Genomic DNA, 21,854 nt, shown 5'->3' with positions numbered 1-21,854 from the left:
TTTCTAGTTGTGTTGGATATTAATCTTCGATAGAGTTTCGCATACTGGAAATCGTGACTTTTCCTTCTGAGGTTTCACGGAAAATTTCAGACACTACGCCTTTGGTGTTGTAGATGTATTGAACACTGAAATTAACCGGGTCCAATTGGGCCTCCTGTCTACCGTAAAGCGGCGATACCGTTACAGACTGAACCTTTGCATTTACCGGAGCGATCTTAACATCATCCAGGTAGATTTTGCTTGACCAATTGTTGTTGAATCGAATACTCCAAAGCCCAGTCGATCCGATGAACTGATCCCTGGGTAGCAGATAGGTCAATTGCTTCCATCCATCGATTAAGGTAGATTCGTAATACTTGGTCAGGCTCTTGGTTACGGAACCCTGCTTTGCAGTTACCATAGCACTGGCATCAAAAGGAGCCAAATTTCCATCCATTTTTACCCAGAAGGAGATCAGGTAATCCTTTGGATCATTAGGATCCCAGGCAATTCCTTGATCGAGGTTGGGCTCGGTCAATAAAAAGGGTACTTGGTAATCCACGGCCTGAAACCGATCATTCAGCTCCGGAATTTCGAGCTGTATATACTCCCCGGGATCAACAGCTAAGGAAGCTGCTCCGGTATGAGCATTCGAATAATCCAAAGTATGATTGGTTCGCGTTGTTCCGTCGTACCAGAGACCATTGGAATAGATCAATCGGTCTTCAAAACAACTTTCTCCATCGTTTTCCAGGTTCTTATCCTCAAAGCTTTCTACATATACTTCGTTGGTACGTGCATCTGCTGCAAATCCGGAATTGATCTGCCCTTGATGCGCAAATACCTTAGAACTGTAGTTTCCGGATGCATTCTTGCTTTCCGTCACACCTGTTAAAGCATTGATGCGAGTATGGGTTAGGGTCTTAATCCACCCGTCATTACTTGGCTCATATTCCATACCCAAAGCGGTGAGGCTGTACTTAGCAATCACAGAGGAGATTCCATCAGTTTCCAAGTTCAAGGAAACCGGTTGATTGTTTCCATAGCCCCCTTGGTATTCCCGTAGGGTGTTCATGTTAAAGACCTCGTGGATATTCCAACTCCCCTTAACTCCCACGAGAAAAGGGTTGACAATTGGCTCATCCTCCGAACTTGAGAAGTAACATTGCGAATTACTTGAAAGGCTCTTCTTGTAAAGCTGAGCGTCTTCTATGTAAGTAATTGCACTACCCGCTAAGGCCGACTCTACCGTCGTTTGCTTAAACCACTCATCTTGAGTCATTCCAGTAGGTTTCAAAAGGCTAAAGGATTGAACCGTGGCTCCGGTGCGATTCTGCTGGCCGGGTCTAACTACTTCGTAAACATAATCCTGAGGATTGGATGGGGTAAAATGGGTTCCATTGGTCTGAATAAACTTATAGGTTCCATCGTCATCCTTGCTTACCCAAACTTTGGTATTAACATCGTTCACCGCATCATGAGCGATACAGACCGTTCCGGGAACTTTTAGCCGTAGATCTACAATGGAATCCGAAGACACCGAATTGGCAGTGAACGAATGCCCCATCATTTGATAAGCCGGACCAAAAGCCTGGTATTCCTTGAACCAATAGGCTGGAAATCTTAGGTTTAAATGGTCTCTGGAAGTGTTCAGGAAATTGGTCGATGTAGACGCAATGGCTTCCCTCGATTCATGATCGTAAAGTACGTCTTGAGCACTAAATCGGGCCCGCTCGTCGTAGGTTATCACTTCTTCCAATATTCCATACTGCTGAACAATTTTTGAAAGGGTAATGGTTTTCAGCTTTTCAGTCGATTTGGAGTGATACTTCATCCAGGTAATCAGAGGAATTGGAAACGGAATAATGGCCGGAGATGGAATGACGTTAATATTCTTTTGGTCCTGATCGGAGACCACCTCAACATTGTTTTGCCTGGTATCCACACAGATAGACACGTCAATTCCTGCGACCTCCTGCTGTAGATTACCCCATTTATCAAGGGTATTTACAAGGTTGTTGAGCTGGTTGTTTTGACTTCGAAACTTGTATTCTATCGACGAAACCAGCTTACCATTTTCATCTCTCGATTCCTTTCTTTTGGGTTTGCCATGCATGTCATTGAGCACTACACTAAACCCCTGAGAAGCGACGTAGTCTATTTTAGACTCTCGTTTGTTCCAACCCACTTTAGGATCGGCCTCTTCTACATATTTCTGAATTGGAGTAAAATCATAGGAAATAGGATAATCCTTGGAGGTGTAAAACTCATCCACCATACTGCCTGTGCGGCTAAGAGATACTCCGGTTTTCTGGATGCTTTTTTGCTCTACATAACTGTACACTACTTGTGCACCGGGCAGAACATTCCTTCCCATTGGAGTTTCAACAAAGGATTTACTGGTCTTACCATAACTGGAAGCATACTGGCTCAATAAATCGGCATGATTGCGAAACAAGGTGTTGTCTTCTCCGCCAATCATCGGTTCGTTGGAATTAACTCCGGAAGTGAGCGGTGTGGTCGACTCAGGGTCGGCATAGGTAAATTCGGTTCCATAGGTATCCGAGAAGTCCTCCCAGTGGTCGGTTACCGTAATTTTGGCCACCCGGTGTCCACCGCCATATTTGATGCCATCGCTGTCAAAAAGTTTTACGAAAGAACGGAAGGAGTTAAATCTGCGGCCGTGCCCTTCTGAGCGCATGTATTTGTAAAAACCCTGTTGATGAATTCTCTTTTGCGTTTGTTGACCAGCCAGGGCATGCACAAAAGCTTCAAACCCTCCAACGCCTTGAAGGTTAGATCCTGGGATGACATATTTACTCAGGTAGTCACCCGCATATTGCCAGGCCATACGTGCTATAGGATTAAAAGTGCCCTCGGGTACAGACTCTGGCTTCACCGGTATAATGGCCTTGGTGTAAAAACCATTTTGAACAGGTCCATACACCTTAGCATGATCGGCATCGATGTTGGCATATCCGCTAACTACGTCATGGGTACTGGATTTTCCATTGGCCATTTCTACGTAGAATTTGTAATAAATGCTGGGCAACAACTTTCCCTTGTCTCTTAAAAACCGATCGCGAAACTCTTGATCGGGATCTGCCGCATTACTTGGAATTCCTTCATCTCCCAAATCCACAACCATAAATTGGTAGGGAGTTCGGGCGGCGTAGAGTTCATTCACAATCAATCCCGTGGCTCCTTTTTTGAATCCAAGAACCTGAAACAAACGCATCGGTTTTCGATCCTGAACGTAGGCGTAATTGTCGCTTTCATAGTACACCTTGATTTCCGAACCACCTGGGGTTTCTATGGTAGAGAGGTTCCAGGCCGCAGCATAGCTATTCGCATCAGATTCTGCTTGAGGAGTAAACGGATACTCGTTGTTGGTTCGAGTAGTCATGGATAGATAACCATTGGAGTTAATAGGAAAACTCAAAGCATTGTTGGGCATGTAATTTCCCCATCTGTCCTTCGCTCCTACTTTGTAAGCAGGATTAAAACCATAGGTAAAGGCGTACTCTTTCCCCTTAGATTCCAAGGACTCAAAATCAAAAATCTCAAGCGATTCCAGGGTTAGCTTTCCTCCATTACTCGCATCGCTATCCGGAGAACCAGGACATAAATCATAACTATAGTGGAACACCACAGTACGAAGGGGTTGTGCCTGGGCTCCATTCTTGAGTTTGTCTTCCTTACTGTAAAGGCGAATTTCTTGAAGGTATCTTCTACGCTGGGTAGCATCTTGGCCTCCATGTACACCCAAAACACCCAAACCATCTTTCCGAATTTTATCCGGGTCGAGCTCATCGTTGAGAATGAACTCAGCGATCATGTTTTTCGATTCAATGGACTGGAGGTACCAGAGTTCTTTTTCTCCGTAAACAAAACTTCCCTTATCGTCCTGGATTTTTCCTCGGGTGCCCGGATCAAAATAGGCCGAATCCTTTTGATAGGGATAACGCCACCTGTAGTTGGTTTCTTCCAAAGAGTAATTAAACAGGGTGTATTGCCCAATATCATCCTTGGAGGGACCATTTTGAGTTCGGTCTTCGTAGTCTGAACTCAAAACTCCCGAAATCAGGAATTGCTCCGCATATCCTGGAATATCCTTTTTCTGAAAGTAGTGATCAACTCCTTTATTATTGGATGTTGACGCATCCTGTGCCGTGTAGCTTACCAATCCTTTGGCCACTTCGTAGCCATTACCCTCTACGTTGAATTGATACTCTTTTTTAACCCGGTTGTAGACCGGATGGCTAAAATATAACCGGGAGCCATTAGGTTGAATGATATGAAAATCGGAAATATGGTGTGGTTTATTGGCACCCGCTTGGGATGTGTTATCCAATTTGTCAATAGAGTTAAACTGAAGGCCTGTCTGGGTAAATCCATTACAATCCTTAATGATGCCTCCAAAAATAGAATAGTCCCCTGCTCTACCCGCCTCGATAGCTTGAACCGTGGTCAAACGTTGTTCTCTATGAGGCTGTCTAAATGGGCCTGCATTAGTCCCATTCGTCAGCAAGGTAGATGGACTGTGACTACCTCCCGGGGATAAGGTAAAAGCTACCGCTCCGGTATACCCAAATCCCTGAAACATAGAAGGAGCTTGGGTCAATTCTCCAGCAGGCTTAAAATAATAAGGCTCATACTGGCTTCCATCAACCTTCGGTGAAAACTTCAAATCAGATTCTAAGCCAAAATCCTCTTTCCAGGAAGTGTTTACTCCAAATGTTTTGGACTCAGAAAAGTTTGTACCAAACTCGGCATACATTCCAACGCCAAATTCCGCTTCCGATTCAGAAGTATTCCCCTCAACAATTGCCACGGGATTACGAAACTCACCAACATCAGAACGTTTGGTACGAAAGCTCATTCCACCCATGGCCGAGCTCATCATAAATACATCGTCCGTATTGTAGGAAAATGGGAGAACCGTGGTTTCATGTCGCACGACACCCTCTGCTTCCCGGTTAAAATCGAGCAAAGCCATTTCTTCATCCACTTCGGGAACCTGATCGAGGTACATTTGACCATAGCCCGGATTTTCCAGGGTATTGCCAATCAACTTATCGACCACCTCTCGGTAGTTAACCCCTACATAAGGATAGGTTGAGTAATACTCTCCCCCGGCTGAAATCTTAAAGGCAAAGGACTTCGAAATACGGGATAAAGGAGTACCGGGTGTAAAGGCCAAAGCTTGAGAAGGAAAGTTTACCGTATTGAAGGCACCAGAAGTTCCGTAGGCAGCATCTCCGCTCTGAACGGACATAGACACACCAATACTTGAGGTTTCTACTGCATATCCTCTTATGCTGTTGTAATTACTACTTCGGCCTAATCCAACTCCTCCGAAAACCGGAATTCCTCCCAGGCCAAGACCAAAGCTCATTCCTACCGTAGCTCCGAAATCATTCGTTACTCCACTTTGGTTTCCAACCGATTGGTTCATGGAAATTCCACCACCAAAACCGAGGGGAACTGCCTGCAATTTTTGAGATACACTGGCCGAAAGAGAAACACTTCGATCAATGCCCAAACCTGTGTAATTATTAAACGAGGCACTCGCACCGAGGCCTACACCCAAACTGGATTCGGAAAAGGGAATATCACCGGCTCCGGAGAGCTCCACTCCAACATCCAATCCACCGCCACGAGTCAAATTATCCTCCTGATTAAAGGTGGTGGTCACCACATCTCCTTTAAAATCATCTGGAATGCCGCGCATTTGACGGTTTATCGCTCCGGGGGTTAAACTCCACCCTAAGCCAACCCAGCTGGCCTGTTGTTCCAGTTTAATGCCTGCGTTATAGTTTAAGTTGACGGGATAACCCTCCACATCCATGAGCGGAATGGAATAGCTAAAATCACCTGTTTTTACATCTACCATTTGGGAGACTCCAATGGGAGATCCCATGGAATCATTGCCATGCGCTGCCAGTAAAATACTTGGAAAAAAGAGTTGGTAGGCATGCAACAATACGAGGGCTATCGCCCACAATTTTTTGTACATCATCTTATAGTTTATTGTGGAATCGAAGGGTAAATTCTTCGTCCTTTTCATTGGTGATAACTAATTGGTAATAACCTTCTTGAAGCTGAGAAGCATCGAGGCGGTATACATTAAAGCCGTAGTCTCCGGCAGTGGTAGAAAGAATGGTGGAATTGGTTACGTCCGTTTCGTTTCCATCCGTTTTCACCAAATAGTTGATGGATCCATCCTTGTAGTCAAAATCATGCTCAAAATAGAGTTGGTTTTGATAGGTATTGTAGAATCCGCCATCGGCTTTGCGTGAAGGCTCATAGTACATAGGAGCACCACACGATAGGTTGGTGTAGCAGTTTTTAACGTAAGGCCCCTTTTGGGTGTAATACGAGGCCGGTGGGGTTGCTCCACTGTTGACTGAACTCAGAAACTTAGCCCGAATATTGGCATCACTGGTAAAAGTGGCGATCGGACTGTAAGCAGCTGGTGATAAGGAACTGGAATAAACCGTTAAGGAAGAACTTCCTCGTTCCAAGTAGAAAAATCCCTCGAAGAAAGGATCTAAAAAAACATGGGACTGAGAAGTTCCTCCCGCATGAACGGTTACCGCTGGTAATCCAAAGGCACTGCTCCACGCCATTCCTTCTGCTATAAGCGAAGAATTTCCATCCGTAAATCCAACGGTTACAGATTCACCGATAGCTCCCCCTTTCAGGTTACCATGGATCTTGTAAAGACCAGATAACCAGATCGGATCGTTTACCACTATGGAATTGGAAGCAACAGCATGGCCAACGGTCATATTGGCTGGGGCCGGATTTGGTTCGTTGAGCCTGGCAGAATGGTAGTTGGGAACCCGGGCGACGTTATTGGTTTGGTACCAGTCAACTTCATAACCAAAAGAAACATACAAAGGCGGATAGGTGTACAGAGGTGCCGTTGGTGAATTGGCAACACTTACTTCCAAACGGTACACACCCATATCCACTGGGGTGTAAAAACCGGAAGACACCAAAGCTCCATTAAGGTCGAACCATTGATACGAAATTTGTGCAACTGTAGGACACGGCTGCGGAACATAGGGATGGCTGCACAGCAGGTAATCAGCGAGATCAACATTAGGCGTTAATGATCCTATGGATTCTGCACAGTAAACTTTGGGTGGGTTTACGCTAACCTTAGAAGAAGCCTGGCTATTATAGGTGGTTAAACCAGAAATGGCCCCATGAGAAAGGGACAATTTTTGAAGGGCCAAGGTGGGTAAACTGGTCATAGCAGTGCTCCAAACCTTAATTCCATTCACCTTAACTTCCATCTCCTTATCGTTGTTAAAACCAACGGATAGTTTGGAGCCTTCCGCAACCTTGACACCGAGAGGAATGGAGTTGGCATTCATCAAAGCGTAAACATCCTGGTTGTCTACCCAAATTCCATATTGAGGCTCGATCGGATGAATTTGTTGCGTCTGGGTAAGGATGTCAAAACCAAACTTAACCTCGGTCGATTTATCTTCAATGGTCAATTCCAGCTCAGGCTGGGTCTCTTCCAACCTGCTGTCGTATTGATTGAGCAAATAGACCGGATCAAGAAAGCTGGCGGATGAAGCGGATAGTAATCCATTATCAATGGTATATCCGGAAACAGTGTTGCTTAGTAATACGGCTTCAAAAGGCAATCGAAGAGTTACATCATAGAGGGTATCCAGGCTATCGAGAACGGTGTATCGAATGGGGTCGCTATTGTGAACGTAACGAGCCAAATCCTGAGCTTTGAGCGCATTGAACAAGGAATCGGATAGCGTATCACCCAAAGTCCACAAAGGAACCTCGAGCTGCTCTGCCCTGGATTTGAGCTGGCTGTTAATGGTTGAAAGGTCTTCTTGCTTAACGAACTGCCCATTCCAGAATACCTGCTGTCCAGGTTCTAATTCGGGTGCTTCCACCTTTCCCATTTGGTTGGCTCGGGACATTTGGGTCAGGATCGGCGCCTTAAATGATTCCGGAAGAGGCCATGTGGTTTGGACTACCGATGTGGGGTCGGCGTTTTCCGCAATCATGGCAATTCGCTGCCCCATAAGTTGGTCTCCAGCCACCCGTGAAAAGACCTGAGTGGCTCCGTCATCGATCTTCACATAAATGGAGTTATTGTCCACCTCTACCCGCAGCTGATAAGCCTCGGTAGGCGTGGCCTGAAGCGCAATCCGTTGGGCGTCGTAATGAAACCAGATCGAATCACCTGAATCTGCCTCCAATACCAGCCCAAAATCATGGGCATCAGCCAAAATGCCGGGTTGATTTTTCGGTGTTAATCCAACCCATCCGGAAAATGAAACTGGTACATTGATTTGAAATGAACCATCCGTTGAATAGGCATTGGCAAATAAGGCGGCCGCAGAGCTGGCATTTCCATTTTTGATCATACTGGTTTTAGAGCCATTGGCTTGTCCCCGTGCTACGGATTGCATATAAGCCGACTCCCCTTTTCTATGGTACCATACCTTGAGTTTAGGAGCCCTGGAAGCATTCTTAAATTCACTGGAATAGAAGAATACGGCACGGGTAGGCTGCTCATTGGTCAGCTGTATTTTCCAGCCGTGGTGTTGACTTGGGTAGCGTACAAAATGCTCAACATGATCGGTCACATCAATGCTCGTCCATCCGGTATAAGTTACTGGGTAACTGATCGATTGAATTTGATCAGAACTCTCCGTATTGGGTTGATTCGCATTTATTACACCGAATTCTTCCCAGGATTCGGTTACTCTCTTCAGGTAAGGGAACTGGAAAGTGTACCCGTCCAAAAACCAGGGGTTTTCACATAAACGTCTAATTGAGCTGAATCAATGACAATATCCGTCGGCAAGGAATCTCCAAGATCATCAAACCTTAAAAGGGTTCTTTCCACCCGGTCAGTACCATTACCAGCCACCTTGGCCGTTCCTCGTAAAAATACTGAAGAGGCCAGGTTAGCTTGGGAATTAATGTTGGAATAATAGGTCACATCTGCAATTGCGGTTAGCTTTATTCCATGGGCAATCTGAATATCCGATGGGGACAAAGCACAGCTAAACACCCGGAAATTATCCAGGTCTCCGTTAAGCCACCCCTCATTAGTTGGAGTTCCATCTCCATGGCAATGCCTCGCTAAAGAAATGTAATCAAGATCACCGATCAATTCTTCGGCGCTTTGGGTAGAACGGCTGCCAGCTACTTTTACGCCATCCAGGTAAATGAAAATGCTATCATTTTCGTTTAACACGAAGCCGTAGCTGTGCCATTCACCATCACCTGGTGCAGGATAAGTTACCGAACTTGCAGTTGACTGGTTTTTGTCTCGGATTACAAATTCAATTTGGTTGTTTCCGTTATCTGCAAAGCAGTTTATCAAACTACCTGAGTTGCTGGCAGAGCGCTGGCTAAACAAAGGAGACTCATTGGAAGCACCTCCACCCTGGCCATTTAGTTTAGCATTAATAGTAAGGGTAAATGGACCTCCGGATACCAGGGGTTCTCCATCTGTAAATTCAATGTAATCGTCCACTCCATCAAAGCGGAGGGCCTTCTTTAAATAGCCACTTCCATCAGAGGCTGTAGAAGTTCCATGTCTTGAAGATGTGTAGGAGTTTGGGCCATTGTCATTGGAGTTGTTATCCAAGTGCACATCAACTTGGACACAGGAAAGATCGAGGAGCGACTTTCCATACTCCCGGTAATGGGAAATCTGGGCTCGCAAACCTGATCCTGTTATACCTAATAATAGGGTTAATAACACAAGTTTATTCATCACGTTAGTTTTAATTGGGGTTTAAGACCATGAGTAAGGTCTATCGTTTTGTTTGGGTCAGTAAACTCGGATAATTTCAAACCGGTATTAGACAGCTCAGAAGAGGCTGAATATGGGGTAACCCATTGGGCAGATGGATGAGTTATAGACGCCATCCGGAGAGGATTTTGTCCTTCCATTAAGGACATAGGAATCCACCCCGCTAAATGCAGGTTTTTGGGGTTCATAAAGATTAGGGTTCTCTTTAAAAAAAAGTCAATAAAAGGCTGTTTCCATGCTTTCGATCATGGACGATTCCAATAAATTGGCAAATAGATTGGCACTAATAGCTGGAGGTGCAATGTCTGTACAGCACCACGCAGTCTCCACCTATTTTCAGGGGAAAAAATCTGAATACGAAATTCTTGCTTGACCTCCTACTTCTGAGGTTGCAAAATGGGCTTTGGATCGTTTATTCGATCTGTTTAGGGTGTTTCAGGATGGCTCGTCCTAAAACATAGTCGATTAGATGTTTCATGTTCTAAAAGATAGGGTTCTCTTAAACTGTTTTTTGGCTAATAAATACGGAGAAATCGAATGTTACATTTCTCGGTTTAGAGGGTATGGGTGTAGGTTTGTTCGCTACTCCAATATCACTTCATTCGGAATATCCTCAGGCGAAAATGCATGGGATGAATACCTCATAAAAAGGTCCGATTTAGGAATACAGGATACTTTGAAAATTGGCTTAGGAGTGGTTCGCTCCCAGGCGGCTTTGATTAGTAGATTCATACAAGTAAAGATAGGGTTCTTTATAGGCCCAAATATATCGATAATAGGTATTCGTGATACCTCGAAATAAAGAATTAGGCTATTATTTTTTGAATGACCATTTTCATTCGACGAACTGCACAAAAGACCCTATTAAGTCCTACCGTATCGAAAGCTCGGTTGATTCGTTTTTTCCAATTGAATTTGAATCCACTCTTCTGAGTTATTGATTTTCAAACGATTACCATCTAATGAAATCGAGAAGCGATCTACTCTTACCGGTGCTTTGAATTGATGGTAAGGAAATTCGATGGGACCTTCATCGAGCATGAGAACAACTCCTCCAGCACTGGGAGTAGCGCTTATCCATTGGTTATTTAGCCTTATGCTGTAGCAATGCCAATCATCCTTCGAAGGACCAATGCCATTAGCAAAAAATACGTCTCTACGAATGCCCGTGAGCCACGATGGCCCAACTTGTAAATCATTCATAGAAGTCATCAGACCGTGACGTAGGTGCTCGCCCCCATCTGGAATAGAAAATGTTTGAACGGAAGTGCTACTTGCCCAAAGCCGGCCCCAGGGCATCAGCACAAAGGCCAATGCGCCAAGACCGCTTTTATGTATGAATGATCTTCTTTTCATCTTAATCGAAATTCTCGGTTAAGGTGCCCATCTTACCATTTTGATAATCGTTTAGGGCCTGCATGATTTCCCGTTGACTGTTCATCACAAAAGGGCCATAAGTAGCCACAGGCTCATTGATAGGCGCTCCGGCCAATAAGATAGCCCGGGTATCTTCCAACCCTTCCACCAAAACCTCCTGTCCGTCATTTTCAAACCAAATCAGGTCCTTTTTAACCGTTTCGCGATGGGCATTCACCTTCATCGATCCATCCAGTTGATAAATGAAAACATTGTAGTTTCTCGGAACGGGCAAGGTCATTTTTCCCCCTTTTTGAATATTCAGACGCAAGGTCAACAAAGGCGAATAAGTGGAAATGTTTCCCTTAGTTCCTAAAAACTCACCGGACACCACTCCCACATTAACCTTTCCATCCTCAGATGAAACGACGGGCGTTTGCTTTTCCGTTAAGGGCTGATACGAAGGCTTTTCCATTTTATTCGCAGCGGGAGCATTAACCCAGAACTGGATGAGCTCAAACTCCCCTCCTTTTTCAGCCAACTCCTTCGCCGGACGTTCACTATGCACAATGCCACTTCCACTATTCATCCATTGGGTACCTCCTGCTTCAATAACGCCATCGTGCCCCGTGGAATCGCGGTGATGTACACCTCCCTTAAAAATGAAAGTTACCGGAGCAAATCCCCGATGCGGATGCGGAGGAACTCCCACATCCTGTTGCCTTTGGCCACCAGGCATTCGGTCCGACCAATGGTGAACGAGCAAAAAAGGATCGATTTGATCCACTCCTCTCGCTGGTAAGGGTTGATCCAGATAAATTCCTCCCATATTAACCTTTTGGGCAGGAATTATTTGCTTGATGTTTCTCATGATTTTTCCTCCAAACAGGTATGATAATCACCTGTTAATGAGAACAAAGTTACAAAGATTTTTTAAATTGATGTAGGTACATGTATTTTGAGTAAATGGGAATTTAAATTACTTTTAGATCAACAAAACCAGGATGAAAAACCTAACTACCCTATTCCTCATATTGCTCGTTCCCAGCTCTTTGCTTTGGGGCCAGATTGTAATAGAGGAAGATTTCAACCAAGGAATCCCTGCTGATTGGAAAAACGATTTTCAGGATAGCTCCGGATGGTACATTCATCCTACTTTGGGCAAAGGAGGAAGCCCCTGCCTGATTTCTAAGAGTATTCCGCTACCCCACCAAAGTGGTAAAGGCGGAGAATTGACCACACACCGCATTTCCCTACTCCCGCTTAAGGATCCGGTACTCGAATTTGACCTGGCTTTGATCAAGCAGGACACGGGGTCTCCTGAACTTCAACTCGCATCCACCAACTTTAAGAACTTCGGCTATTACCGCTACCTGGCCACATTCAATGAACAGGGCGATCACGAAAACAACGCCATACCCATTACCACCTTGCATCCAGCGGGATTGGACTCCACTAAGATTCAGTGGGCACATATCGCCCAAAGCCTTACGGGTAATACCCTGGATGATTCCAACGTATTCCACATTTCGAGCAACCTTCAGTTTCGAGGAATAGTATTGGTAGACAACATCCTGATTCGCGGGCAGAACATCAATACCAATCCCATTCCCTATCAGCAGGGCTTCGACGATTCTACCCGACTGCCTTTTAACTGGGTTCCTTTCTCCTTTGACTCTTTGGGAAAATGGACATTGGATACTGTTCACTCAGCTCCTGGCTCGATAGGAAACAGCGTCGTGTTTAGGGGAAATACCCATCAAATTGAGGGAAGCTTTTATGATCTACGTGGCCCCCATGTGCACCTGGATCCTTCGGAATACCCTAAGATGACCTTTAAATATGCGGTAGATGCGGATTCACTACGACCTGGAAAACTGGAAGTTTTATTCCTTATGGGAGCCCGATGGCCGTGGGAACCTTTGTACACTTTTGATCTGGACAGCCTTCACACCGCCAAAAATTCAAGCCCTTCGTTTTCCCCGGATTCAAGTGAATGGAAAACGATGGAGCTACCACTTTCACCAGACCTATTTGCCAATGAAACCTACATTCGGTTTGGATTTGAGTATACGTCCCATGGAGGTAAATCGACCATTTACATTGATCAAGTTGAGTTCTTTGATGCTCCCCCTCAGGATACAGCGAATGGCTTGCCTCAACACCGCAATGCTGCTTTACTTCACCATTATCCCAATCCAGTCGAAAACAAGCTCTACTTGTATCACCCCTCAGGAATTCAACATTGTCATTTGACCAATTCTTTGGGTCAATCCCATGTGCTAAAAGACTTCCAAGATCAAATGCAGCAAACCGAGCTCGACATGAGCGAACTCCTGCCCGGAACCTACCACCTCGAAGTTGTTCTCAACACGGGAGAGCGTATTTCTAAAATCATCGTAAAACGCTGATAACCCACATTCTATAGGCAATCAAGTTGAAAAAAGCCCCTTGGCGATTCAAGATTGAAAATTGCCCCTAAATTTGCCGCCCATGTTTGCACTCTCTAAAATCGGCATGTTTGTTTCTGGCCGCGATCTGTTCAAGGACCTTTCATTTATGATTGGAGCCAAAGACCGAATCGGCTTGGTTGGAAAAAACGGAGCTGGAAAATCGACCTTATTAAAGATCCTCGCCGGGGTTCAAAAACCCACTTCGGGAACCGTAGATATTTCCTCCGGAAGATCCGTTGGATACCTACCCCAGGAGATCAAATTTGACTCCAATCAAACGGTTTTTGGAGAGACCTATTCCGTGTTTAAAGAAGTGGCAGGCATGGAGGCTGAGCTGCACGATATCAACCATCAACTTGAAACCAGAACAGACTATGAATCTGAAGGTTACAGCAAGTTAATTGAACGATTAAACGAGATCCACGAAAAACTCGGAACACTCGAAGCGGACAAGCTGGAAAGTCGTATCGAAAAGGTACTCAAGGGATTGGGTTTTAAACGCGAAGAATTTGACCGTCCCCTGGACCAATTTAGCGGTGGTTGGCAGATGCGTGTGGAACTGGCCAAAATCCTTTTGCGCAACCATGATTTGTTACTGCTCGATGAGCCGACTAACCACCTGGATATTGAATCCATTCTCTGGTTGGAAGATTACCTCAAGAACTATCCGGGAGCCATCATGATGGTGAGTCACGATAAGCGCTTTTTGGACAACATTACCAACCGGACCATTGAAATTGTTTTTGGAAAAATCTACGATTACAAAGCTGCTTACACCAAGTACATGGTGCTCCGCCAGGAACGCTATGACCAACAGGTGGCAACCTACAAAAACCAACAGAAATACATTGAACAGCAAGAGCGCTTTGTAGAACGTTTTAAGGCCAAGGCGAGCAAGGCAAAACAAGCTCAATCCATTATGAAACAGCTGGATAGGCTGGAGCGTGTGGAAATGGACGAGTTTGAAACGGCCAGTATTCAATTCTCCTTCCCTCCTGCCCCAAGATCGGGTGAACGGGTTTTGGAACTTAAGGATTTGGGAAAAACCTATGGAGAAAAAACGGTACTTCAAGGTATTGACCTCAAGGTGCTTCGTGGACAACGACTGGCCTTTGTTGGCAAAAACGGAATGGGTAAATCGACCCTGGTAAAAATCATTAACCGGGAAACGGATTGCAACGGTATTTGCGAATTAGGGCACAATGTAAAAATTGGCTATTACGCTCAGGTTCAAGAGAAAACGCTGAACCAGGACATGACCGTGCTGGAAACGCTGGAGCACGAAGCCACCGGTGACTGGACCAAAACCCATCGACTGAGAGGACTCCTGGGCGCTTTCCTGTTTGGAGAAGATGACATTGACAAAAAAGTACGGGTATTGTCGGGTGGTGAGAAATCGAGACTGGCCTTGGCGCGTCTCCTACTCCACGAAATCAACCTGTTGATTCTCGATGAGCCGACCAACCACCTGGATATGGCGGCCAAAGACGTGCTAAAAACGGCTCTTCAGAACTTTGACGGCACCTTGATCGTCGTTTCACACGATCGGGACTTTTTGCAGGATCTAACGGACGTAACCTTCGAATTCCGTGATCAAAAGATCAAAGAGCATCTTGGCAGCATTGACGAATTCCTGGATAAATACAAGCTGGAGCATTTCCGTGAATTCGAAATGAACAAGCCAAGCACAACCAAAGCTGCAGCAAGTCCCAAAAAGGAAGAAAAAGAGTCGGACAATAAGCTGGACTACCAGGCTCGAAAGCAAAGGGATAAGGACATTCGAAAGCTGCGCAATAGCATCACGAAATGCGAAAGACGTATTGAGGAAATTGAAGCTGAGCTGGAAGATATGGAAGCCAAAATGGCGGATCCGGAGATCTATGCCCAAAAAACTCCTGAATCGAAGGATCTGTTCTTCAAGCACGCCGAATTAAAGTCTACTCTGGATCGGAAAATGGCAGAATGGGAAACCCTTCACGCAGAGTTGGAGGAGATGGAAGGCTAATTTTTTTTTAAAGTTTCGCGCCAACCCCTATCTTTACTCTTCAGTTCATCCTATTGTAACTAACTGGTTACGATTGATTTCTAACCAGCAAAACAACCGTACGCCATGAAACAACTTGCATTAACCTGTGCCATTTTAGCCACAGTGGCGTCCTTATGGGGCCAAGATTCCAGACAGATTCTTATAGAGAAATCCAACCCCGGAGATCCTCTGGTAAACGCCCGTCGAATTACTACTCACTATGGACCACATGGGCTGCCGATCCAAGAAGATGTGGAACACTGGAAAAATGGAAAATTTGAGATACACAGCATCAGAGACTACCTCTACTCTGACAACAACCTGCTAATTGGTGAAATACTACGAAACTGGAATTCTGATCAATCCCAATTTGACACGAGCTTTGTGTACAATTACGAATACAATGGACTGGATAGATTGGTCTACGAAACGAATCGAAAATACTGTAAAAACGAATGCTCACTGACCACGGTCGATTCCTCGGTTTACACTGTTGATGGACACCTGGCCAAAAAATATCATTTCTTGCTCGACATCCATACGGGGCTAAGAACGATGCAATGGGCTCATTTTTTTGAATACCGAGCTGATGGATTGATGGTTAAAGATTCGCTCATGAATTATCTTGGAAACGGAAGCTGGCGTGGTTCATTGCGAAATTTGTACTACTACTTATCCTCGGGTCAGCTGGATTCCTTAATCATGGATGGCGGATACAATCCAATCGTAGGATGGATTCGCTCAAAAAAGGAGTTTTATGTATACAATTCTCTTGGACAACTAACTTATCGGGAAGAATTTGGTCCAACTATGAACTTGAACAAGAAGACCCATTTTCACTATAACTCAGAGGACAGCTTACACCAATACCAAACGTACAAGTGGAGCACTATAAACCACTCCTGGGAAATAGTGGAACAGGGAACCTACACTTACCAAACAACTCAACTGTCGGTGAATGAGATTTCAACAGGAACTAAGGTTCAGATTTTCCCCAATCCAGTAAAAAATGAGTTCACCGTCAGACTAGATGGCAAGGAATTGAAGGACTGCCAACTTATCCTCTATTCTGCCCAAGGAAACGAAATAATGACTCGATCATTTTTGGAAAGCGAAACCTTAGACATCGATCGAAGTCACTTGAAATCAGGACTATACCATTACGAAATCCGAAAGGGTACGCAAAGAATTTCTTCCGGGACATTGGTATTTGAGTAAATCAGTGGAACCAACCCTTAGGAAATTGTATGGGTTAAATTAATAGAGCCTCACCACCCAGGTAAGGACCTAACCAATAAAACTATACCCATGAAAACCTTTCCTCTCACCCTATTGCTGCTTGCCCTATTTTCTTCCGGCGTAGCTCAAAAAAAAATCTCCCTGCTTGTTGAACAAGAATGGAACGACTCCACAACTATCACAGGTAACCGAACCACCTGGACTTACACCCCACAAGGTGTAACCGACTCGATCATTTTGGAAAGCCATGTCAATTCTCATACCTGGGAAACCTACCGAATTACCCGTAACTACTACAAGAATTACACCCGGCTGGAAAAACAAGTTGAGATTTCAAACTATTCACCGCCTCATCCCTTCGACACCACCAACATTTTAGATTTCACTCACTATGCTGATGGGAAAGTGCTAACCAAAATCCGCCACCAACCTTACTTTTCCAATCCAAGAACAACGAAGGACTCCCTGATCTATGCTGGAAATGGTCAGGTGTTAGAAAACCACAGATTTACCTGGAATAAACAGGAAGGAGTATGGGATCCGAAGGAGACCTACTACTATGAATATCTGCCAGATGGGCGTCTAATAAAAGATTCCATTCTTTCAGCGGAAGTTACTCGAACTCCTTTCAACACGATTACAACCTGGATCAACCGAATAAGACGAAACTACTTTTACGACGCTCAGGGTGTGTTAGATTCTCTTACCCTTGACTTTTGGGCACGTGCCATGAGCGGCAACGATAGATGGGGCCGTCAATTCCGTGAGGAATACAGCTATAATTCCAAAGGGTTGGTAAGCCAAATAGAGGTAATGAATGAGTACAACATTCCGACCCGAAAAACGGAGTACACCTACACTCCCTTCGATAGTGTTCATCAATACATTGAATACCAATATAACCTGAATGATACCTTATGGGTACCCAATAAACGTGGAACCTATACCTATGAAAATCAAATGGCTGTTGAGACTTTAACTGATGAACGAACTATTCAAGTATTTCCCAATCCAGTAAGTGACAAACTCACTGTGCGTATCAACCAGAAGCCAGACCATGGATTTGAACTCAAGCTCTACTCTGCCCAAGGGCAACAAGTTTTGATAAGAGCCTTTTCCAATGGTGAAGAGCTGCACCTTGACCGTATGGGAATGGGTTCCGGATTCTACCTTTATGAAATAAATGATGGACCTCATCGAATTACTACTGGAACACTGATCTTTGACTAAGGTCAGTGCATTCCAGCTTTTTTTGACCTATCCCCCGTCCCGTTTCGAAAAATTGCTTTTTCTTAGGTATCTCTAAGAAATCAGCATGTCGAAAAAAATAGCTCTCGTATTGTCAGGAGGTGGAGCCCGGGGACTGGCCCATGTTGGCGTAATTCGTGAATTAGAAGAACGCGGATATACCATTACATCTATCGCAGGAACTTCCATGGGATCCATTATTGGAGGCGTTTATGCCTCCGGAAAAATGGACGAATTTGAAGAATGGATTAAAACCCTGGATCGAATGAAAGTGCTGAATTTATTGGACTTTGCCTTTTGGGATGCGGGCCTGATTAAAGCCGACAAGGTGATCAAAACGATGAAGGAATTTATTGATGACCAAAATATTGAAGACCTGGATCTTCCCTTTTGTGCAGTGGCGGTCGATTTATTAAATCGTAAGGAAGTTGTTTTTAGAACGGGTAGTATGTACGACGCCATGCGAGCCTCGATAGCTATCCCTTCTGTTATCACCCCGGTAAAATACAAGGACACCTTTTTGGTAGACGGTGGGGTGATGAACAACATTCCATCGGTGCACGTTGCCAGAACAGAAGATGATTTGCTATTAGCCGTTAATGTCAATGCTCGGGTTCCTTATGATGCGATTGAAGAAGAGCCTAAAAAGAGCGAACTCAATGAAAACTACGAGAAGCAGCTTAAAGAATTTCAAAGCTGGATAGACAACCTAATCCCTCAAAGGCAAAAAGAAGAGAGCCTTTCCTATTTCCAGCTGGCCAGAAAAACGATCAGCTTAATGACCTCCCACATTGCTCAACTGAGGTTGGAGGATTCACCACCAGATATATTGGTTGAGATATCAAGGGATTCAGCCGAAACCTTTGACTTTTTCAAAGCGGAGGAATTGATCGATTATGGGAGAAGAGAGGCTGCTAAAGCTTTGGATAAACGAGAGGTACAATCGCAATCACAAGGATAGAAAGGATCATTTAATACCGCAATACAACATTCAACTAAAAGATTAACTCATCCGGGTCAAACAATTGATTTTGAACAGCAAAAATAACAAGGCCAGCACTATTTCGTGCTCCCGTCTTTTGCAGCAAGTTGTTCTTATGACCTTCAACGGTACTTCTGGAAATGAATAGCTGTTCTGAGATTTCTTTAGCGGTTAATTGTCGGCAAATGGCCTGAAGCACTTCAATTTCCCGCTTGGATAAACTCTCTGCCTCAAACTGCGGCTTAGGTACTTTGCTGGTTATCTGTGAACGCATAACAGAGACCTGCTCCCGGGTAAAGAAATGGCCTTTTTCATGAACGATTTTTAAAATCCGGTACAATTCATCCGGATTAATTCCTTTGGGAAGAAAGGCATCGATTCCATTGCGTAGCATATAACCTATAAGCGACTTCTGGTAAAAGGAGGAGATAACCACGATTCGCGATTCGGGATACCGTCTTTTCAATTCGCGGGCCGTGTCGGCTCCATCGAGTTCGGGCATGCGCAAATCGAGCACGAATAGATTTGGGATATGGGTTTGAGTTTCGAGCTTTTTGAGCAGTTCTTCACCACTTGCAGCAAGCAGACTCACCTCTATATCCTCGTGTTTTAGAAAATAATCCCGTAACAAATTCAGTATCAACTGCTCGTCATCGGTCAAGGCTATGCGTAAGGTTGTCATAACATATCAGGGGTTATCGGAAACACAAACAAATAGGTGGTTCCAGATCCAGGTTTGGAATGGACCCGGTAGGACCCATTCAGCATTTCTGTTCTCATTTCTAAATTCCGCCTTCCCAGGCCACTCGAAGGCATAGAAGTATCGAAGCCAATTCCGTTATCAGCTAACACCATCATGAGGTATTTTCGGGTGCTTCTCACTTGAAAGCGAATGGTTGTGGCCTCAGCATGTTTGATGATGTTGTTTACCGCTTCCTGGAGAATGCGAATCAATTGTAACTTGTGGGAATTGGAAAGGGATAGCGTCACTTCCTCTCTGGCCTGGTAATCCAAATGGTACACTCCATCGAGCTGATGCAGCACCTCTTCCATGAGCTCCAACCAATGATTACATTCAATGAGCGGCGGATGCAAATCATGAGAAATACGTCGTGCCGTTTGAATGGATTGCTGCATCATTGGCCCCAACCTGTCCACGTTGTTTTCAGTATGCATGCGGGTAACCATAATCGTCAATTGTGTGATCAGATCGTCATGCAAGTCATTCGCTATGCGCTCCCGCTCCTTTTCTTGTACCCGAATGCTGTCGACCAGCATTTCCTTTTGGTGCTTTACTTCCAAGTCTGCCAAATGCTGGGCTGCTTCAATCTTGTTGCGGATGTATTTGCGGGTAAACAACACCATGGCCGACATCACAACCAGCAAAACTGCAAACTCAACTGCTAACCAAATTACCTGTGTTTCAGGCTCCTGCCATTGTGCCATATTCCCTGGGCTAAGTTGATATAGAGTGCTACCAAAAATACAAGACGAATTAACCAGAACACAAATACAAAGGATAAGCCTGCATTCACCATAAAATTGACGGTAAGGGACATAAACAGGTCTACTGCAGCATAAAACAGAATGAAGATATTGGTGACCTGCTCAGCGCGTTCCACCATCTTCCTACTATCCAGTACCACAAAAAGATAGAGCAAGCCCAGAAGCATAACCACACCATCAACCAACAGGCGATCGTAGAGTTGAAATTGCTCCAGCTCGACATAAAAAGAGCGACTCAATAAATGAACCAGCAAAAGAATCCCGATGCCCGAAAGCACCCACTTGAGGTAACCGAATTTTCGGGTCACAAAAAAGCGGGTATACAGAATGCTAAAGAACGCAAACTCAATCCAGGCCGACCAGGACAAGAAATGCAGGTTATTGAGCATGGAAAACCACTGCTCTATAAAACGGGAACACTGATCAATGATCAAAAACAGGATCAAAAAGACCAGGACTACCCTATTTTGATCATCCAGCCTAAATCCCCATCGAATAGCACTAAGAATGCCTAACAGCAGCGAAATTGGAGAAGCCCACGACAGCCAAACCATCCAGTCGTTGAGCGGCCCCATTTAGTGAAGTGCCGAATGGAGTAATTGGTAATCCGACTGATTGTTTCGGAAAGGCGGAATCGGTAAAGCCACATCTTCTACCAATTCGTTTTTGCTAAAATCGTTGTTCCAGAGAATCAACTCAGGCACATAATCTTCGCGCATACCTATTACGGCCATTACACTCGCACAACTCGGGTCACCAAAGAGCTCGGTCAAATCTTTCATCGGAATATGCATGGCCTGAAAAATACCGGAATCCTCGCCATGTTTAGCCGCTTCTTGGATAACATACTCTTTTCGGTTGATCATCCAACGAAAGGAGCGCTCCAAACCTTCCAGCACATCAATCTGGTTGTGGGGCGGGTTATTTCTAAATACTGGAATCGGCACATTTTCGTCGTCACCGTACTGATATAGAGCGACTTTAACTTCGCTTGCCGGCGGATCATGCTGAGCGTCCGCTATAGAATCAATCATTAAGAACTTTAATCGCTGATCGGGCACTTCCACGACACCTACGTAGGCATGAATAGTGTCTTGATCCCCCACTCCTTTGTTTTCCCAAAACGTGTACATGCTGCGGGGGATTTCAAAATAATGACCACTGGCCAACATCAATAAAGAGTTTCCTGCATTGCCTCTCATTTCGTTCCAAATGACTAAGGCTGAATTGATATCATTAATTTCCATAAGG

Annotated in this window: 14 protein-coding genes; 5 read left to right on the top strand and 9 right to left on the bottom strand. The window is 44.7% G+C overall.

All coding sequences use genetic code 11. The features are described 5' to 3' along the window. Positions 1-19 precede the first annotated feature (19 nt). The 5 genes from KFE98_16070 to KFE98_16050 all read right to left on the bottom strand — a co-directional run bounded on the left by KFE98_16070 (position 20) and on the right by KFE98_16050 (position 12,020). The gene (locus KFE98_16070) at positions 20-6,001 is read right to left on the bottom strand and encodes a hypothetical protein (protein ID UTW61514.1); all 5,982 of its coding nucleotides are present in this window, start codon (positions 5,999-6,001) and stop codon (positions 20-22) included. A 1-nt stretch (position 6,002) separates the two neighbouring features. Next, the gene (locus KFE98_16065) at positions 6,003-8,771 is read right to left on the bottom strand and encodes a DNRLRE domain-containing protein (protein UTW61513.1); all 2,769 of its coding nucleotides are present in this window, start codon (positions 8,769-8,771) and stop codon (positions 6,003-6,005) included. After that, positions 8,738-9,754 (bottom strand): hypothetical protein, encoded by a 1,017-nt coding sequence (locus KFE98_16060; protein UTW61512.1) that lies wholly within the window; start codon positions 9,752-9,754, stop codon positions 8,738-8,740. The genes KFE98_16065 and KFE98_16060 overlap by 34 nt, the downstream gene beginning before the upstream one ends. A gap of 903 nt (positions 9,755-10,657) precedes the next feature. Further along, positions 10,658-11,149 (bottom strand): hypothetical protein, encoded by a 492-nt coding sequence (locus KFE98_16055; GenBank protein UTW61511.1) that lies wholly within the window; start codon positions 11,147-11,149, stop codon positions 10,658-10,660. A gap of 1 nt (position 11,150) precedes the next feature. Next, on the bottom strand, positions 11,151-12,020 hold the full coding sequence (locus tag KFE98_16050; protein ID UTW61510.1) for a pirin family protein: 870 nt from the start codon (positions 12,018-12,020) through the stop codon (positions 11,151-11,153). Between the two features lie 133 nt (positions 12,021-12,153). On the opposite strand from KFE98_16050, the gene KFE98_16045 reads away from it, so the two are divergent. The 5 genes from KFE98_16045 (at position 12,154) to KFE98_16025 (ending at position 19,076) form a co-directional block, all read left to right on the top strand. Next, on the top strand, positions 12,154-13,560 hold the full coding sequence (locus KFE98_16045; GenBank protein UTW61509.1) for a T9SS type A sorting domain-containing protein: 1,407 nt from the start codon (positions 12,154-12,156) through the stop codon (positions 13,558-13,560). Between the two features lie 82 nt (positions 13,561-13,642). Further along, positions 13,643-15,607, top strand: coding sequence for an ABC-F family ATP-binding cassette domain-containing protein (locus tag KFE98_16040; GenBank protein UTW61508.1), 1,965 nt, complete (start codon positions 13,643-13,645; stop codon positions 15,605-15,607). Between the two features lie 105 nt (positions 15,608-15,712). Beyond that, positions 15,713-16,846 (top strand): T9SS type A sorting domain-containing protein, encoded by a 1,134-nt coding sequence (locus KFE98_16035; GenBank protein UTW61507.1) that lies wholly within the window; start codon positions 15,713-15,715, stop codon positions 16,844-16,846. 90 nt (positions 16,847-16,936) lie between these two features. Beyond that, complete coding sequence (locus KFE98_16030; GenBank protein UTW61506.1) at positions 16,937-18,097, top strand: T9SS type A sorting domain-containing protein; 1,161 nt, start codon at positions 16,937-16,939, stop codon at positions 18,095-18,097. Between the two features lie 79 nt (positions 18,098-18,176). Then, positions 18,177-19,076: a patatin-like phospholipase family protein gene (locus tag KFE98_16025; protein UTW64730.1), complete on the top strand. Its 900-nt coding sequence runs from the start codon at positions 18,177-18,179 to the stop codon at positions 19,074-19,076. Positions 19,077-19,110: 34 nt separating this feature from the next. On the opposite strand, the gene KFE98_16020 is transcribed toward KFE98_16025, so the two are convergent. Genes KFE98_16020 through KFE98_16005 form a run of 4 tightly spaced genes read right to left on the bottom strand, consistent with a single transcriptional unit; the run spans position 19,111 to position 21,850 of the window. Then, on the bottom strand, positions 19,111-19,779 hold the full coding sequence (locus KFE98_16020; GenBank protein ID UTW61505.1) for a response regulator transcription factor: 669 nt from the start codon (positions 19,777-19,779) through the stop codon (positions 19,111-19,113). Then, the gene (locus KFE98_16015; protein ID UTW61504.1) at positions 19,776-20,543 is read right to left on the bottom strand and encodes a hypothetical protein; all 768 of its coding nucleotides are present in this window, start codon (positions 20,541-20,543) and stop codon (positions 19,776-19,778) included. The genes KFE98_16020 and KFE98_16015 overlap by 4 nt, the downstream gene beginning before the upstream one ends. Next, positions 20,510-21,178, bottom strand: coding sequence for a hypothetical protein (locus tag KFE98_16010; protein ID UTW61503.1), 669 nt, complete (start codon positions 21,176-21,178; stop codon positions 20,510-20,512). Before KFE98_16010 ends, KFE98_16015 begins: the two co-directional genes overlap by 34 nt. Beyond that, positions 21,179-21,850 carry a hypothetical protein gene (locus KFE98_16005; GenBank protein UTW61502.1) on the bottom strand — a complete coding sequence of 224 codons (672 nt, stop codon included), beginning with the start codon at positions 21,848-21,850 and terminating at the stop codon, positions 21,179-21,181. Positions 21,851-21,854: the final 4 nt, after the last annotated feature.

Source organism: bacterium SCSIO 12741, assembly GCA_024398055.1.
GTDB lineage: Bacteria > Bacteroidota > Bacteroidia > Flavobacteriales_G > Salibacteraceae > SCSIO-12741.
This window is presented reverse-complemented; position numbering and strand designations above follow the sequence as displayed.

What these genes read in the sequence shown, in the direction of transcription:
- KFE98_16070 (UTW61514.1), bottom strand. Translation starts at nt 6,001, where the DNA reads ATGATGTACAAAAAATTGTGGGCGATAGCCCTCGTATTGTTGCATGCC.
- KFE98_16060 (UTW61512.1), bottom strand. Translation starts at nt 9,754, where the DNA reads ATGAATAAACTTGTGTTATTAACCCTATTATTAGGTATAACAGGATCA.
- KFE98_16055 (UTW61511.1), bottom strand. Translation starts at nt 11,149, where the DNA reads ATGAAAAGAAGATCATTCATACATAAAAGCGGTCTTGGCGCATTGGCC.
- KFE98_16050 (UTW61510.1), bottom strand. Translation starts at nt 12,020, where the DNA reads ATGAGAAACATCAAGCAAATAATTCCTGCCCAAAAGGTTAATATGGGA.
- KFE98_16045 (UTW61509.1), top strand. Translation starts at nt 12,154, where the DNA reads ATGAAAAACCTAACTACCCTATTCCTCATATTGCTCGTTCCCAGCTCT.
- KFE98_16040 (UTW61508.1), top strand. Translation starts at nt 13,643, where the DNA reads ATGTTTGCACTCTCTAAAATCGGCATGTTTGTTTCTGGCCGCGATCTG.
- KFE98_16035 (UTW61507.1), top strand. Translation starts at nt 15,713, where the DNA reads ATGAAACAACTTGCATTAACCTGTGCCATTTTAGCCACAGTGGCGTCC.
- KFE98_16030 (UTW61506.1), top strand. Translation starts at nt 16,937, where the DNA reads ATGAAAACCTTTCCTCTCACCCTATTGCTGCTTGCCCTATTTTCTTCC.
- KFE98_16020 (UTW61505.1), bottom strand. Translation starts at nt 19,779, where the DNA reads ATGACAACCTTACGCATAGCCTTGACCGATGACGAGCAGTTGATACTG.
- KFE98_16015 (UTW61504.1), bottom strand. Translation starts at nt 20,543, where the DNA reads ATGGCACAATGGCAGGAGCCTGAAACACAGGTAATTTGGTTAGCAGTT.
- KFE98_16010 (UTW61503.1), bottom strand. Translation starts at nt 21,178, where the DNA reads ATGGGGCCGCTCAACGACTGGATGGTTTGGCTGTCGTGGGCTTCTCCA.
- KFE98_16005 (UTW61502.1), bottom strand. Translation starts at nt 21,850, where the DNA reads ATGGAAATTAATGATATCAATTCAGCCTTAGTCATTTGGAACGAAATG.